Annotated in this window: 14 protein-coding genes; 1 reads left to right on the top strand and 13 read right to left on the bottom strand. The window is 35.3% G+C overall.

The window, feature by feature from the left end; all coding sequences use genetic code 11:
• Positions 1–156: 156 nt before the first annotated feature.
• The 9 genes from RTP52_RS01425 to RTP52_RS01385 all read right to left on the bottom strand — a co-directional run bounded on the left by RTP52_RS01425 (position 157) and on the right by RTP52_RS01385 (position 9,767).
• Positions 157–1,182, bottom strand: coding sequence for a glycosyltransferase family 2 protein (locus tag RTP52_RS01425; protein WP_312368748.1), 1,026 nt, complete (start codon positions 1,180–1,182; stop codon positions 157–159).
• 295 nt (positions 1,183–1,477) lie between these two features.
• Entirely contained in the window at positions 1,478–1,846 is a 369-nt protein-coding gene (locus RTP52_RS01420) for a DUF1667 domain-containing protein (RefSeq protein ID WP_312368746.1), read from the bottom strand.
• 131 nt (positions 1,847–1,977) lie between these two features.
• Entirely contained in the window at positions 1,978–3,240 is a 1,263-nt protein-coding gene (locus RTP52_RS01415; protein WP_312368744.1) for an NAD(P)/FAD-dependent oxidoreductase, read from the bottom strand.
• Positions 3,241–4,698 (bottom strand): NAD(P)/FAD-dependent oxidoreductase, encoded by a 1,458-nt coding sequence (locus tag RTP52_RS01410; protein ID WP_312368742.1) that lies wholly within the window; start codon positions 4,696–4,698, stop codon positions 3,241–3,243.
• A gap of 433 nt (positions 4,699–5,131) precedes the next feature.
• Positions 5,132–5,383: a type II toxin-antitoxin system RelE family toxin gene (locus tag RTP52_RS01405; protein ID WP_312104532.1), complete on the bottom strand. Its 252-nt coding sequence runs from the start codon at positions 5,381–5,383 to the stop codon at positions 5,132–5,134.
• Positions 5,383–5,598, bottom strand: coding sequence for a hypothetical protein (locus tag RTP52_RS01400; RefSeq protein ID WP_312104535.1), 216 nt, complete (start codon positions 5,596–5,598; stop codon positions 5,383–5,385). Before RTP52_RS01400 ends, RTP52_RS01405 begins: the two co-directional genes overlap by 1 nt.
• 133 nt (positions 5,599–5,731) lie before the next feature.
• Positions 5,732–6,298: a glycerol-3-phosphate responsive antiterminator gene (locus RTP52_RS01395; RefSeq protein ID WP_312104537.1), complete on the bottom strand. Its 567-nt coding sequence runs from the start codon at positions 6,296–6,298 to the stop codon at positions 5,732–5,734.
• Positions 6,299–6,349: 51 nt separating this feature from the next.
• Positions 6,350–7,756: an amidophosphoribosyltransferase gene (locus RTP52_RS01390; protein WP_312368740.1), complete on the bottom strand. Its 1,407-nt coding sequence runs from the start codon at positions 7,754–7,756 to the stop codon at positions 6,350–6,352.
• 217 nt (positions 7,757–7,973) lie between these two features.
• Positions 7,974–9,767 (bottom strand): hypothetical protein, encoded by a 1,794-nt coding sequence (locus RTP52_RS01385; protein ID WP_312368738.1) that lies wholly within the window; start codon positions 9,765–9,767, stop codon positions 7,974–7,976.
• A 359-nt stretch (positions 9,768–10,126) separates the two neighbouring features.
• Between RTP52_RS01385 and RTP52_RS01380 the strand changes: the two genes are divergently transcribed.
• A complete protein-coding gene (locus tag RTP52_RS01380; protein WP_312368736.1) occupies positions 10,127–11,176 on the top strand; it encodes a glycosyltransferase in 1,050 nt (349 codons plus the stop codon).
• 242 nt (positions 11,177–11,418) lie between these two features.
• On the opposite strand, the gene RTP52_RS01375 is transcribed toward RTP52_RS01380, so the two are convergent.
• Genes RTP52_RS01375 through neuB form a run of 4 tightly spaced genes read right to left on the bottom strand, consistent with a single transcriptional unit; the run spans position 11,419 to position 15,835 of the window.
• Positions 11,419–12,495, bottom strand: a complete 1,077-nt coding sequence (locus tag RTP52_RS01375; RefSeq protein WP_312368734.1) for a DUF2920 family protein — start codon at positions 12,493–12,495, stop codon at positions 11,419–11,421.
• A gap of 35 nt (positions 12,496–12,530) precedes the next feature.
• Positions 12,531–13,646 carry an N-acetyl sugar amidotransferase gene (locus tag RTP52_RS01370; RefSeq protein WP_312368732.1) on the bottom strand — a complete coding sequence of 372 codons (1,116 nt, stop codon included), beginning with the start codon at positions 13,644–13,646 and terminating at the stop codon, positions 12,531–12,533.
• A 30-nt stretch (positions 13,647–13,676) separates the two neighbouring features.
• Positions 13,677–14,843, bottom strand: a complete 1,167-nt coding sequence (gene neuC, locus RTP52_RS01365; protein WP_312368730.1) for a UDP-N-acetylglucosamine 2-epimerase — start codon at positions 14,841–14,843, stop codon at positions 13,677–13,679.
• Entirely contained in the window at positions 14,840–15,835 is a 996-nt protein-coding gene (neuB, locus tag RTP52_RS01360) for an N-acetylneuraminate synthase (protein ID WP_312368728.1), read from the bottom strand. The genes neuC and neuB overlap by 4 nt, the downstream gene beginning before the upstream one ends.
• Positions 15,836–15,844 lie beyond the last annotated feature (9 nt).

The raw sequence follows: 15,844 nt of genomic DNA, 5'->3' as shown, positions 1-15,844 counted from the left end.
CCTGAAGTAATATAAAAAGTTTTTCTGCATCTCATATCTGTCTTTTACTTATCTTTTGCATCTCATATCTGTCTTTTACTTATCTTTTGCATCTTAAATTATCTTTTACTTATCAATATCTATCTTTTGCATCTCATGCCTTTCTATAGATAGGATTTACTTCTCTTTTACTTTCCATTCATCTCGCAGCTTTTCATATTTTAAAGCTTCTTCTTTATTACCTAAGTGATGATAACAGAGGGCAAGTTGGTTTAGTGGATAATCCCCTTGATAATGTAAATTAAGTTCTGCTTCTGTTTCGAATGCAGCATTATAATACCAAAGAATAGCCTCTAATTCATCTCCATTTTGCAGGTAGTATTCACCTAGTTCAAAGCATATTTCAGATGATGACTCACCACAAGCGACATTTTTTAAGCAAACTTTAAAAAAGTCTTGGTCCTTTTGTTGTAATCTAGCCCCTCTAGCTAATACACATTGGCATTGCTTTAGTTCTGTTAATCCTAAGTTAGTATGAAGTACGGTATTATAAAAGTAGGAATAAGCATCAATAAAATTACAATCCTCACCCGCGATAAATAACTCTCTAGCGTACATAGATCGCAGCTTATCAGACAGTTGTTCTCCTCGTTCAATAATTTTTTGATAAGTAGCAAAGTCTCTTGGTGCATGATTCGATAGAGGCTTATGAACAATCTCTATTTCACTATCATAGATTATGGGGTCCAATCGCACCGCCTCATGCAAAGGATCATAAAAACGAAATTCTCTTACTCTCTTATAAAGTTTTGGACGATACTCTTTATCGTAATTGTAGGTTGTATTAAATTCCAGTTGATTGCAATAATACATCTGCACGATTTCAATCTCTGGTAATAATGTCTCTTTTAACCGTAGGAAATCATGTATCTGTTCTTCTTCTATTATTTCATCTGCATCAACAACATACAGATAATCCATCGCTGCCTTGGAAAACGAAAAGTTTCTTGCAGCTGAAAAATCATCCACCCACTTAAAATCATAAATGAAATTCGTATATCGGCTTGCAATCTCCTTAGTCCGATCGGTTGAGCCAGTATCCACAATGATAATCTCATCTGCTACCCTCTGTACACAATCTAAGCATCTTGCTAACACTTTTTCCTCATTTTTAACGATAAGACAAGCGGATACTGTTATCATAATTTATTCCTCCTATGTTCCTTAAATACATTTAGGTAGTTTTACTTTTTCCTTCGAAAATATCTTTAAATACTGTACTTCTAGTTACAAGTTTTCCATCAACACCTGTTCCATTACTACTTCATAATACTGCATAGTTCCATATTATTTTCAAGTACTTCATATTACTGCATAGTTCCAGTTCCATATTTTCAAGCTAAGTATTCACATGGAAACAATCCCTGTTCGTCTCCTACCATCTTATTTTCTACATACTTCGTCATTTTTAAGAGAATTCTTTAATAAATAATAATTATTATACTCTTTTTTGTACAGTTTTCGTCGCAATTACTGCTACCCCTGTATTCACAAGGTTCTCTACGATCACTTCTCCTATTTGAATTGGAGCTGTGACCTGTATCTGCTTTAACTGCCTTATTCCGTCCATAATTTTTTCTTTCGGAATATCTCCTTTTGTTCTCACAGGAACCATAGCCTGAGTTCCTCCTACTACCCGCACTGTAGTGGTCAAAGCTCGTAATGGATTCGTCAATTCCTTCCTTGCATATTGTTCTCCACGAATACAAGCATTACCTTTTACAGTTACCATACCATTATCATTTATGGTTGCAGTAAGTTCGCAACCCATAGGACATCTGATACATGTAAATACTCTTGTTTCCATTCTACACCTCACTTCTGCGCTTTAATTTGCACAACTTCTTTTTCTGAAACCTAGTATAAATCCTCAAGGTAAAGAGTGGTCCTTACAATGCTTTCTTGCATTTTACAAGGTGATTTGAAAAATCTTTTCGCCTACTCTTCTTCTATTTTCACTGTAATTTTATTTATATTAGGATATTTTTTGATATCCTTTTTATTTATAATTACCTGCCCCATCTCACCTGGTGTTAAATTTTTCTTACTCTTACGATCCACTCGAATATCATCAAAGTAAATACAAAGGTAAGCATTAGTAAAAGCCTTAGTTACTCGGAAGCGAATAGTGATTTGTTCTTCTAATCTTGAGAAGCGCAGCTGATTAGGAACCGTATAACGAATCCCCTCTCCTGATTGCACGAGAATTTCTTTCTCTATTTCTCCTTCTCTTACGAGATTTAAATACTCCACTGCGTGTTTCCCTGTAGACCTCGCCTCAGATGACACATTATCCACTAAATCATGTACATGTAGTACATTTCCGCAGGCAAAAACTCCATCTACACTTGTTTCAAGACTCTCATTGACAACAGGCCCACCAGTTGTAGGATTTAATGTAACAGATAACAAAGTTGATAATTCATTTTCTGGTATCAACCCAACCGAAAGAAGTAAAGTATCACAGGAAATGTATTCTTCCGTCCCTTTTATAGGTTGCAACTGCTCATCCACTTTCGCCAAAGTAACCCCCTTCACTCTATCCTTCCCATCGATTGCTACCACCGTATGGCTTAGCCTTAGTGGAATTTGATAATCATCAAGGCATTGTACTATATTACGTTTTAAACCACTGGAGTATGGCAAAAGCTCTGCTACCAGCTTTACTTTTGCCCCCTCTAAGGTTAGCCTTCTTGCCATGATTAACCCGATATCTCCCGATCCTAGAATTACAACTTCATTGCCAGGCATTCTACCTTCCACATTTACATAATGCTGCGCTGTACCAGCAGTATAAATGCCAGCAGGACGGCATCCTGGGATATTTAAAGCTCCTCTCGGTCGTTCTCTACAACCCATGGCAAGGATGATGGCTTTTGCATCAATGATAAAACAGCCTCTTTCTCGGTTCATTACCATAATTTGTTTTTCTTTCGTTATTTCAATGACCATCGTTTGAAGCATCACAGTAATATCTTTTCCTTCTAATTCTTCGATATAACGATGCGCATACTCTGGTCCTGTTAACTCCTCTTTAAAAGTAGTAAGTCCAAATCCTGTATGGATACATTGATTTAAGATACCTCCAAGCTCCTTATCCCGCTCTATTATTAGGATCGAGGATGTCCCCGACTCTCTTGCCCCAAGGGCTGCTGCTAATCCTGCAGGACCTCCACCGATTATTACAATATCATAGTTCATTCACACTTCCTCCTTATTAAACCCAGTTAGAAAGTTGGAGCCTTCTCCTGATTTCGTTATAGTAGAAGGATCTACTTTTAACTCCCTCGCTAAGATCTCGATAACCTTTGGAGAACAAAAACCTGATTGACATCGCCCCGACCCAGCTCTGGTTCTACGTTTTATCCCGTCAAGAGTCGTAGCCCCAAGAGGTCTATGGATAGCATCCATAATCTCTCCTTCTGTAACCATTTCACAGCGACAAATAACATTCGCATAGGCTGGATTCTCATTAATGTATTGTTTCCGTTCTTCAAAGCTGGCATGAGCAATGGAGATAACCCCTTTTCGGTAAGGTTTGTAAGTTGAATTTAAATTTGCTGGCAAATAATCCATCATTAAGTTCGAGATATACTTTCCTATCGCAGGAGCGCAAGTAAGCCCTGGTGATTCTATTCCTGCTACATCAAAAAATCCTTTTGCATCCTCACATTCTCCTATGATAAAGTCTCCAGATTCTTCATGTGCCCGTAGTCCTGCAAACGAAGTAATCACTTGCTTTATAGGAAGGTCTTTTACGCTCTTTGTAGCCTTTTTTAATACATCTTTTAGCCCATCCATTGATGTACTGATGTCCTCCTTATCCAATACATCCTCTGCCGTTGGTCCTACCATAAGATTTCCGTGTATGGTTGGAGTAACTAATACGCCTTTTCCCATCTTTGTTGGTAGTTGAAAGATTGTCTTCTGAACATAATTGCCAACACTTTTATCAAAAAGGCAGTACTCACCTTTTCTAGGTATAATCTTTATCTTATGTTCACTAACCATATTGTGAAATAAATCTGCATATACTCCGGCCGCATTTACAACTGTCCTACTTCTTAATATTCCTTGATTTGTTTCTATATGATAAAAATCAAATGGAATTTCCTTTGTGGAAGATATTCTATTAATACTTTGGACCTCTGTATTAAGTTTAAATTGGGCACCATTCGTAAACGCATTCTCTGCCAGTGCAATTGTCAAATTAAATGGACATACAATTCCTCCCTGCTTTGCATACAATGCCCATATAACCTCTTTCGATAAATTCGGCTCTAAATTTCTTGCTTCCTCACCGGTTAGTATTTCTAACTCTTTTACTCCATTTTTCTCACCTTGCTCTTTTAACTTCTTAAGTTCTATGAGGTCAGCTTCTGAAAATCCAAGTACTAAAGATCCATTTCTCTGAAATGGGAAATCCAATTGCTTTGAGAGCTCCTCCATCATTTGATTCCCAAGAACATTAAATTTAGCCTTGAAACTCCCTGGTTTTGCATCAAATCCAGCATGAATAATTCCACTATTTGCTTTCGATGTTCCTTCACAGATATCACTCGCCTTATCCACTACAAGAATTTTTCTTTCATACTTTGATAATTCTCTTGCTACAGCACAGCCAATGACTCCAGCACCAATAATTATAACATCATACATAAAAGCCCCTTCCTTTCATAAACAATTTACTCCATTTCTGTGTTGCACTGCTTTCGCTACTTTCTGACAAACCTTATAATCTGAACCATATTGCGATTTCTTCTCTTCCTAAGATGTTATTTCTAAATACAAATTCGTTTTAAAAAGCAAAAAAAGCCAAGCAAAATACACTGCCTAGGGCAGCATACTATTTGCTTGACTCCAATTCTCATGCAATTATATTTAATTGTCTTTAACACATTTCAGAAATATCTATTTAATAATTTGACCGTTATATCAATCTCTTCATTAACACCTTACATAGTGGGCTAAGATATGAATATTATGATATAACTAAATCTACTATTATTATATTCACCTGGCATTTAAAATTACCATTTGAAAAACAGCCTAAATGACTTTACACCTTTATATTAACGTTGCAAAGTATTGTTCAGTACCTATTATATATCTGTCCACGACTATCAGCATCTATTACGATAATTGTGAGTTCTCCTTTATTTACAGTGTATATAATTCTATAGTTTCCAACCCTTAACCGCATCAGTTCACTGTGTCCTTTTAATTTCTTTATATCATTACCATTAGGTAGTTGTTCTATTGCTGTTACTATTCTTCGTTTTTCATTTAAGGGGAGATTATCAATAAAATTCTTAGCTTTTTTCTGGATTAGGATTTGATACATTAATCAATCCCCCATTCCTTCTTACATTCATCCAAAGAATATGCTTTATCTTTTTCAATGTCTTTGTCGTCTAAATAATTTTGATACATTCTTTCACAAAAAATATCATCCGCCTCTTCATCTGCCGTAATACCTTGAATATATGCAAGTACATAACCTATTTTATAGTCAGGAATCTTATCTAGTAATTGAATTATAATTTCTTTGTTCGACATAGCAACAATCCTTTCTTTCTAAAAATATGTATAGAAATATTAAGCCACCCTTACAAGCATGATATCACGATATACACAAAGAGTAAATACGAATAATTACTCTTTGTAAATGAAATTCTGTACCTAACTACTATTACATAAACCAGACTTTAGGGTTGGTCGTTGAAATAGATACAGCCCCAGCATCTAAAGCTTGCATAATGTCCTCTTTGTCTGATATTAAACCACCTGCAATTACAGGTATGTTTTGAGTATTGCAGATTTTTTTAATAACCTTTGGCATAATACCAGGAAGAATCTCAATACAATCTGGTTTTACATTCGTACATTGTTTTTTAATATTCTCATAAGCCATGGAATCAATCACAAAGAAACGTAAAATTGTATATAATGATAATTCTTTTGCTCTCTTAATTAACATTGGCTTTGTCGATATAATACCGTCAGCCCTCGTATGCTCTTTAATAAAATCAACACTAATTTCCTTCGAACTAAGCCCTGATATCAAATCAACATGAACCATAGCAAGCTTTCCGCATTCCTTCACGCGATTTACAATATCTGAAATTGTAAGGATATCTCCATAAAGGATAAATACAATACTACTCTCAGACGAAAGACATTGTTCTAGCCCCTCATTATCTTTAACTGCAGCGATGACTGGGCAATCCTCTAGTGTTTTCGTAAATGTATGCTTCATACATAATCCATTCTGGCACTTAACGCCGTTTATTAATGATGACAATCTTAGTTATTCCTCTTTACCATTCCAACAGTAAGTACATAACTTACATGGTGAGATTCCCACTGACTTTATCATATCATCCAGACGATGATAACGCAACGAGGTAAAGTTAAGTTTAGTACTAATCTGATCGAGCATATAATTATATCGATCCGATTCTGGATCTGCATACTCTGATAGCACTTCCTTTGTAATTTCACTTTCTGCTTCCACGATAACACGTCTAGTAATCAAATCCATTTCTGAGGTTGATCTAGAAAAGTTCAAATATTTACATTTATATAATAGTGGTGGACAAGCCGGGCGAATATGAACTTCTTTCGCTCCGCTTTGATATAAAAACTCTGTTGTTTCTCTAAGTTGTGTCCCACGTACGATCGAATCATCGATAAGTAACATACTCTTGTCCTTAATCAAGTCATGAACAGGGATTAATTTCATCTTAGCGATCAAATCTCTCTGACTCTGGATTGATGGCATAAAAGAACGCGGCCATGTTGGTGTATATTTGATAAATGGACGAGAAAATGGAATACCAGAGCGATTCGCATATCCAATCGCATGAGCGGTTCCAGAATCGGGTACACCAGCAACGATATCCGGTTTTACCTGATCTCTCCTCGCAAGTAAATCTCCACAACGATAACGCATTTGCTCCACACTAACTCCCTCATAAGAGGAGGATGGATAACCATAATAGACCCATAGGAAAGTACATATCTTCATATCAGACGATGGCTCGCTTAATGTCTGCACTCCCTCTGGTGTGATTACAACTATTTCACCCGATCCAAGTTCTTTATATTCTGAATATCCAAGATTTAAATACGCAAAACTTTCAAACGAAGCACAAAATGCCCCTTCTTTTTGTCCAATGGATACCGGAGTTCTCCCCATTCTATCTCTTGCTGCATAGATACCCTTTGGCGTCATGATAAGTAGTGTCATGGAGCCATCTATGATTTCCTGCGCATAGCGAATTCCCTCTACCAGATGATCCTTTTGATTAATAATCGCTGCTACCAGCTCTGTAGGATTGATATCTCCACCACTCATTTCTAAAAAATGAGGATTTCCAGACTGAAATATTTGATTTACGAGTTCTTCGCTATTATTTATTTTACCAACAGTTGTAATTGCATAAGTACCATGATGGGAACGCACAATAAGAGGCTGTGGCTCGAAATCCGAGATACATCCAATTCCAATATTCCCTTTTAACGTATTTACATCTTTCTCGAACTTAGTACGAAATGGGGAATTCTCTATATTGTGAATGGAACGATCATAACCACCTTCTCCGTAAACTGCCATACCACCCCTTCTCGTTCCAAGATGGGAATGGTAATCCGTTCCAAAGAATAAGTCAAATACGCAATCAGTTTTAGAAGCTACACCAAAAAATCCGCCCATATTATTCCTCCAGTTAATCAGTATTGTTCTCTATTACTAATTATATCAGAATATGGGCGGATTACCTATGTTTCTATTTATTAAATAAATTAATGGGTTTAGCAATTATAACTACTGAGTCTCCATTTTTACGAAATAAGGAGTTACCTACAAAGTAAAGTTTACCTACAAAGTGAAGTTTACTTACGAAGCTAGGATTTCCTATATGATAAGCTTTCTACGGAGTAGGTGTTGGTGTCACTGTAGGTGATGGTGTTGCTGGTTTTGCCTTTATCGTAACTGTGTATTCCTTCGTTATTCCTTCAATTGTTACATTAAATTTATAGGAATCAACTACCTGAGCAGTACTCGCAATTTTTACTGAGATAGTAAATTTTCCATCTGTTTTTACTTTATCCGCAGTAATTGTAATGCCTGTTGGTTTTTTAGGAGCTGAAATCTTTGGAGTTGCTCCTACTGAAACATTCGTAGTCGTAACTTCAATTTTACCTTCCGCAGCGGTTCCTTGCACAAGCTCAACCTTAGATTGAACGGAATCTGTTGCTGTTTGAACTACCTCTGTAGGTATATTTACTGCTATAGCTTTAGAAGCAATTACTTGCTTTTGAGTTTTTGATTCATTGACTGGTGCTATACGGTAAATAAGAATTGGTTCTTCTATTACATTTTTTCCAGTATATACAGACCCAGGAATCTTCACTGTGGATGGTTTTTCTTTCGTTCCGGATTTTGCATTGTACCATTTAACTTTTTTATAATCCACCTTAGATGCATCAAAAGTACTTACACCACCACAGTACTTACCACTAATTAGTGCTACTTGATAACTGTCTGGATTTACATTAGTAAACGAAATTCCATCTTTTTTACTATATGGTAGTGTATAAGAAATTTCGATTCCTGCCGTCTCTGTAGCTTTTGGAGATACTACCTTTAAATTAAATGCTTTTGAAGATGGCTTCTTTGATGTAGCTGCAATTCTTATTTGCATATCAAACTCTTGATATTGGAATGTAAATTTACTATTTTTTGAACTATCATTTCTATCATATTTCTTATATAGTGAATATAGAGATACAGGTTCTATTTTCCCTAATGAGTTTGCATGTGCATCCACAACATTAACCCAATCACCATCTGGAAGAATACGATATTCATAACCAGCACGTAATGCAACGGTTAGATCACTGCCATTTAACGCTACCCTTGGAGCATTGGCAAGCTTTGCATAACTAAAACGAACTTCTTTACCAGCAGGAGCACCTTTCGTTACATAAACTCCTTGCTTATCAACAGTGGTCGTCAATTTTTCTTCCCCTGCAGACTTAACACGGAAATAAATAGAAGTACCTTTGTTGGCATAGATTGCAGGATTTAATTCTTTAAAATCCCTCCATACACCATCAGAGCCATTTTTCCACTCAATGTTATCATATTCTTCGTAATATCTTGCAGTGCTACCACTTCCTGTATAAAAGTATACATAACCATACTCTTTACATACCGAATAAATTGCATAAGTGGTTGGATATGTGAGTTCCAATGGTTTATTTACAACTTTATCAATTAGGGTAGATGTCCCGCTTAACCCTGCTTTAAGACCTTCTTCTCTAGGACGCAAATTGATTTGCACCATTGCATCATTCGAAGTCTCATTTTTATTCTTGATTGCTAGAATAAATTCTTTGGAACGGTTAATCCAGGATATATCAATGACTGCAACCGAATTAGTACCATTATCCATTGTGGTTGCTTCCATCCAATCTAGTTTTTTAGCATCACTATAAAGAATTGTATCACCGGGCTGGACTATAATTCTTATCTCACCTTTTGCATGATCGATGGTGATATCACTATATGTAACACTTCTCCCTGCTTGACCATAGGCAGTCAACTTACCGAAGCCAATCAAGCTCACACTAAATGCGAACAATAATAGAAAACAACCTAGAAACTTTACAAAATTGGAATAATTGTTCCATTGCCTATGTGTTTTAGTATCAAATTTCATATCAACTCTCCTTCTTATCCGCCACCTATATACCATATCTTATATAGACTTTGTGACGAACTGTCTTTGTTTGCATGTATCTCTATTATGGTTATCGGCAAATTTAGTAAATAATTTAGATAAAATTAGGATAAAAAATCCGAAGAGCTACTTTTTCTACTATTACCGACACATTTTTGTTATTTTTTATAAATGAGCTTTAGTAAGTTGTTATTCAGTATCTTTTTAAAAAACCGATAAGTATTATAGTAGTGATTATTGGAACTGAGAACGAATAAGAGATGATTCGTTTCCCCCAGAGTCTTATGTCTGAATTACAGATACTAACATAGAATGTGTAAAATGAAGGAGGATTATAAATGATTTCTGTCTGTATAATAGTGAAAGATGAAGAAGAGAACATAAAAATCTGTCTTGACAATTTGGCAAAGCTTGAATATGAGATAATTGTTATTGACACAGGCTCAACGGATAATACAAAAAGTATTGCAAGGCAATATACCGATAAGGTATACGATTTTAAATGGTGTGATGATTTTAGTGCAGCACGAAATTATGCGATAGAAAGGTCCACGAAAGAGTATATTTTGATGGTGGATAGCGATGAATTTCTTATAGACTTTCATAAGCAAGAACTTGAAACATTATTGCTACGTAATCCTAGAAGTGTTGGCAGAATTCATAGAAATAATATTTTCGTCAGAAACAATATGGAGTACTCCGGCAAAGAACTTGTAAATCGACTATTTCCAAAGAAATACTATCGTTATAGCGGGAAAATACATGAACAAATAGTATCTTTTTCAGAAGAAGAATACCCGACTTATCAGGTTCCTCTCTATTTCGACCATGTTGGATATAATGGAGATGAAAGTGATAGAAAGAAAAAAGCGCAGAGAAATATCCAGATGCTATTAAAATCGTTAAGTGAAGAAGAAGATGATCCGTATACTCTCTATCAGCTTGGAAAAGGGTACTATTTTCAAGAGGATTATAAAGAAGCAGCAGATTATTTCGGAAGAGCCTTGGGATATGACTTAAATCCAAAACTAGAGTATGTTATTGATATGGTAGAGATGTATGGATACTCTCTAATTAACTCGAACCAGTTAGAGCATGCATTATTGATGGAAAATGTATATGAAGAATTTTCTCATAGCGCAGATTTTGTTTATATGATGGGATTTATCTATATGAATTGTGGTATGTTTCAAGAAGCAATTAGGGAGTTTATTAAGGTATCAAAATACAAGGAGTGTAAAGTTTTAGGAGTGAATTCTTACCTTGCTTTATACAATGTTGGTGCGATATATGAGTGTATTGGGGATAAGGAGAAAGCAATTAATTATTATAAGCAATGTGGTTCCTATAAACCTGCAAAGGATGGAATTGTCCGTTTAGAGATGTAGAGAAATTTATTTAGATTACTTATTCTATCAACTATCAAACCTTCTATCAACTACAAAACTGCTGAGTGGGGTGACATTACCCTCACATCATATCTGTTCTTGGGCATTGATGTGACTAACTTGCTAACAGGGGGGCGGTATCATACCCCTGTTAGCTGAAATACAAAAATGACAACGACTTAAGCTTACTACCCTTATCTTCATATCTCGTTCAGTAAAACATATCAATTCATATGGAATTGTTATACATTAATTAGTAATCTTGGGACTCCTAAGCTCATATCAACTTTATAACAATGGGTACATGTATTAATTTCATGCTCAATAAACTTTAAATCCTCTTTTTTTACCAAATGTTGCGGATACTGTTGCCAAACATAATCAAATAGTTTAATAAAGTCAGCATCTAGTCCATGATTACAAGATTTGAATATATCATTTATCCTGTTCTCATCAATAACCTCTAATATAGTATTTGGAATTTTAGCTAGAAACTCTCGTTTTTCTTGAAGTGATAAAAAACTATCGTTTATTCCATGAAAACTTAAAATAGTAGCTTTATTATCAAAGTTTTCATACATACTATTCATATCATATAGTTCTGTGTCTATTCTCATCTTTGACACAAGATAGGTAAACGCTATTTCTTTAACATACCCCGCCCATCCTCTCATACCTCTTGCCACATTTAGGTATATCGGATATAAATATGAGCTATTATCAATTATCATAGAAAATACATTGGGTTGATACCTATTACATAAATAGGCTATATATGCTCCATGAGAGTGTCCCATTGCTAATATCATTCTTTTATTGTAAATAAATCCATTTGAATCCAGGATATCTAGTAATATTTTTAATGCATCTAAATTATCGATTGCTTGAAGTATACCTTGATCATTATAATTATCAAGACTCTCTTCTAAATGTTCACATAACTTTAAACCATATTCTTTATAATACTCTGTAGCATCCCCCAGTTTTATTGCTTGAAGAAAACCTTCAAATACTTCTGGCGTCATTCGTTCACGATACCATGGCTCATTAAGGAACTGTTCCTTAGGACCTTGCATAAATTCCCATCCTAAGTAATCACATTGTAGCGTCATAAGATTATATTGATCAGCAAATTGGGTTCTCATTTTTTTGTATATATTTGAGTTTGAATGACCTCCATAACCAGATATATTCAGTAATATTCCAGTTTCTTTATTAACACCATTTTCTGGTTCTGAAAAGTACATTTTAACATTACGTTCTTTCTTTGAATAAAAACTAGTTTGTCCTATAAACTCTAATTCGTAATCTTTTGCCATGCCCCCCCACTTTCTCCTTCATTTTTTGAATTCAATTAATCTTCCCAAATTGGATGCTTTAAAATATACCTTCCAAATTCGTCCATTCTAAATATTTCTTTGTTATAAAACTTATCAACAATTTGATAGAATTCTGATTCTGTATATCCACAAAAATCACAAAAGTCCCTCACCGCTAATGGATCTATCGCATGGTCTCTTTCTTTAATTACTTGTATTGCTTCTTCTCTAGTCATTAGACCATAACGAATAAATCTAGCTGTATAATCTGTAGCAGCTGCGTGTCCAAACTTTGGATACTTTAACCAAGGATGAACAAGATAAGCTCTTGAGTCAACTTGATCAAAGTTTTCCGCATGGTTAGTTCTGTCCCATTCATGCGTCAAATCTCTAAATCCTCTCGACTTCGCAAACTGATAATTTTTAAAACTATTCCATTTTATAAAGTAGCTAAGATAGATAGGATCTAAACGATTTATTTCTTCCTTGCTTGGGCTTTTAGTAAGAAATAAATCACAAGGATCTATGCCAAGTTCTAAAAGTTCCTCTTCGTCCATTCCCGAAGCTACTCCATTATTAATCTGATCTCTTGCAGAGTACGTTTCAACACTACCATTTCCACCATATTCATAACTTATATTCTCTCCATAAACCAATAACATTGTATTAAATTTAAGCGCCATATGTAAAGGAAATGTATAAATATGACGATCGACATACCACGTCGGCTTTCCATACTTTTCAAAACTTGCACGCATCAGAATTCTCTGAGCTTTTATATTAGGCTTGCAGCTAATAATAGGGCAACCAAATTCCTCACTGATATTCTTGATATTATGAGCTCCTGCTTGTGTCATTGGAAAGTTATCTTCTACAGAAAATAATATTGGGTTCATTCCCATTAATTCTTTCATTACATAAACCTGAAAGTGGCTATCCTTACCACCAGATACCGCGATTGCGCAGTCATATGCTCCTGGTCCATTACATCCACGATATTTATCACATAGTTCCCTCAATTCTTGAAACCTTTTATCCCAATCTACATTTTCTCTTGTCTCATAATGTCTACAAGCGCAGCAAACTCCCTCTTCATCAAATGTAATTCCTGGTCTTGTATCAGGCATTGTGCATTTCCTACAATATTTCATAAATATCCTCCCAATTTTCATAGAATAGAATTATTCTAACTTGATGTCATAAAATTTTTTCTTTAGCTTATCTTTTGTGATAGGCAAGAAATCATTGATAATCTTCAATATTTTTTCTGTAGTCTTCCCATCGCCATATGGATTCTGTACAGGCGTTATCTTTAGCTTTTCACCTACTAATTTAGCCTCGCAAATTGCTATTAATATTTCTTCCTTCTTAGGGAAACAATTAATAATACTTTTTGCTTGAGTACGTCCCTTTTGCCTATCCCCTATATTAATGGTTGGTACCTGATATGTTGGTACTTCAATTAATCCACTAGATGAATTACCAATTACCATGGCACTATACCTTACTGCACTAAAATAACGTACCATTCCTAGGGAGTCAACTGCTATTGCATTGCTATGTGAACTCACATATTCCTCAATTCTCTGGTTTATAGTTCTTCCACCTGCATCTGCATTCGACTTTGTAATAATGAATTTCATATCCTGACATGTTTCAAGGGTACCTAATAACTCCTCAATTTGACTTTCATAACTCTGCCCTTCCAATGTGACAGGATGAAAAGTTACTACCGCATATTCGTTTCCTAATGAAAATGAGAGACTCTCTTCTAACTCATTTTTATTTAGAATAGGAACTTTCATTGCATTTTCTATGCCAACAGCTCCTACACAATAAACTCGATCTGGACTTTCTCCTAATTGTATTACTCTATCTCTATACTCATCAGTACTAGTAAAATGAAGATAACTCATCTTCGTAATGGCATGGCGTATCATCTCATCCGTTGCTCCTTCGGTAGTTTCACCACCATACAAATGTAGTATCGGTATTCCTGCATTCATTGCTGCACAGCAAACAGCAAGTGTTTCATATCGATCTCCTAGAACCATAAGAGTCTCTGGTTTGGAATCTTCAAAATACTCAGAAAAGCTGATTATGGCAAGTCCCATTGCCTTAGATACCCCTACTGGTGTATCAGAACTAAGCAGAATTTCAATTTTCTTATCAATTTTTATCCCATCTGCCTCTATTTGTTGGTAAGTCAGACCATATTCCAATGAAAGATGTGCTCCTGTCACTATGACACGAACATCATATTCTTCTTTTTTTAGCGCCTTAATTATCGGGCTTAAAAGGCTGTATTCCGCTCTGGTGGCGGTTACAATAGCAATAGAACATCTCATACTTCAATCATCTCATCTTTTCTAAAATCTTTGATTGCTTTGGTCCCTAATATTTCATCCCACTGCATAGGAGATATCCCACTACCTGGACGTTTTACGGTAATATTCTCTTCCGTTAGGATAGTTCCTCTTTTTATATCACAGCTAGCAACGATACTTTTTCTGGCAGCATTCCGATTACATAACTCCATTTTAGTTGGGGTTTTTGTGCTGCTACCAAAGGCTTCTTCCACATGTCGAATTGCTTGTACCAACGCTTTCAACTCCTGTGGCTCAATACTCGCTTTATGATCAGGCCCCTCCATCGTTTTGTCCAATGTAAAATGTTTTTCTATAACTTCTGCACCTAATGCAACAGCTGCAATTGATATTTCAATTCCCTTTGTATGATCTGACAATCCCACGCTAACGTTAAAGTAATTTCTTAAGTTCTCAATAACCTTAAGATTTACATCAGAGTAATTTGTTGGATATTCCGTTGTACATTGAAGTAAGGATACTTTAGGACATCCTCCTTCTTTTAATACAGCCACTGCTTCTTCGATTTCAGCCAACTCGCACATTCCTGTAGACATTATTACTGGATTTCTTGTTTTGGCTATTCTTCTTAAATAAGGAAGGTTGGTAATTTCACCGGATGGAACTTTAAATACATCCATCCCCATCTGAACTAAAAATTCTATACTTTCCAAATCAAAAGGTGTAGATAAAAATACAACTCCCTTAAAATTACAATACTCTTTTAGTTCAATAAACTCTTCCTTTGTTAATTCTAAGCTTTTTAACATCTCATATTGTGAATCAGTACTCTTTATATTATCTTCTTGATACTTAGCTTTTTTTGCTGTGAGTGTAACAATATTCTCTGTTTTATAAGTCTGAAATTTAACACAGTCGACTCCAGCTTCCACTGCCACATCAATCATCTTTTTTGCAATAGATACGGAACCATTGTGATTTACGCCTACCTCTGCAATGATAAATACTCCCATTATTTTCCT

It is taken from the genome of Lachnoclostridium sp., from assembly GCF_031997925.1.
Taxonomy (GTDB): Bacteria; Bacillota; Clostridia; order Lachnospirales; family Lachnospiraceae; genus Lachnoclostridium.
Note: the sequence above shows the minus strand (reverse complement) of the source record. Positions and strands in the feature narration are given on the sequence as shown.

What these genes read in the sequence shown, in the direction of transcription:
- RTP52_RS01385 (WP_312368738.1), bottom strand. Translation starts at nt 9,767, where the DNA reads ATGAAATTTGATACTAAAACACATAGGCAATGGAACAATTATTCCAAT.
- RTP52_RS01390 (WP_312368740.1), bottom strand. Translation starts at nt 7,756, where the DNA reads ATGGGCGGATTTTTTGGTGTAGCTTCTAAAACTGATTGCGTATTTGAC.
- RTP52_RS01400 (WP_312104535.1), bottom strand. Translation starts at nt 5,598, where the DNA reads ATGTCGAACAAAGAAATTATAATTCAATTACTAGATAAGATTCCTGAC.
- RTP52_RS01375 (WP_312368734.1), bottom strand. Translation starts at nt 12,495, where the DNA reads ATGGCAAAAGATTACGAATTAGAGTTTATAGGACAAACTAGTTTTTAT.
- RTP52_RS01415 (WP_312368744.1), bottom strand. Translation starts at nt 3,240, where the DNA reads ATGAACTATGATATTGTAATAATCGGTGGAGGTCCTGCAGGATTAGCA.
- RTP52_RS01420 (WP_312368746.1), bottom strand. Translation starts at nt 1,846, where the DNA reads ATGGAAACAAGAGTATTTACATGTATCAGATGTCCTATGGGTTGCGAA.
- RTP52_RS01410 (WP_312368742.1), bottom strand. Translation starts at nt 4,698, where the DNA reads ATGTATGATGTTATAATTATTGGTGCTGGAGTCATTGGCTGTGCTGTA.
- RTP52_RS01370 (WP_312368732.1), bottom strand. Translation starts at nt 13,646, where the DNA reads ATGAAATATTGTAGGAAATGCACAATGCCTGATACAAGACCAGGAATT.
- RTP52_RS01425 (WP_312368748.1), bottom strand. Translation starts at nt 1,182, where the DNA reads ATGATAACAGTATCCGCTTGTCTTATCGTTAAAAATGAGGAAAAAGTG.
- neuB (WP_312368728.1), bottom strand. Translation starts at nt 15,835, where the DNA reads ATGGGAGTATTTATCATTGCAGAGGTAGGCGTAAATCACAATGGTTCC.
- RTP52_RS01405 (WP_312104532.1), bottom strand. Translation starts at nt 5,383, where the DNA reads ATGTATCAAATCCTAATCCAGAAAAAAGCTAAGAATTTTATTGATAAT.
- neuC (WP_312368730.1), bottom strand. Translation starts at nt 14,843, where the DNA reads ATGAGATGTTCTATTGCTATTGTAACCGCCACCAGAGCGGAATACAGC.
- RTP52_RS01395 (WP_312104537.1), bottom strand. Translation starts at nt 6,298, where the DNA reads ATGAAGCATACATTTACGAAAACACTAGAGGATTGCCCAGTCATCGCT.
- RTP52_RS01380 (WP_312368736.1), top strand. Translation starts at nt 10,127, where the DNA reads ATGATTTCTGTCTGTATAATAGTGAAAGATGAAGAAGAGAACATAAAA.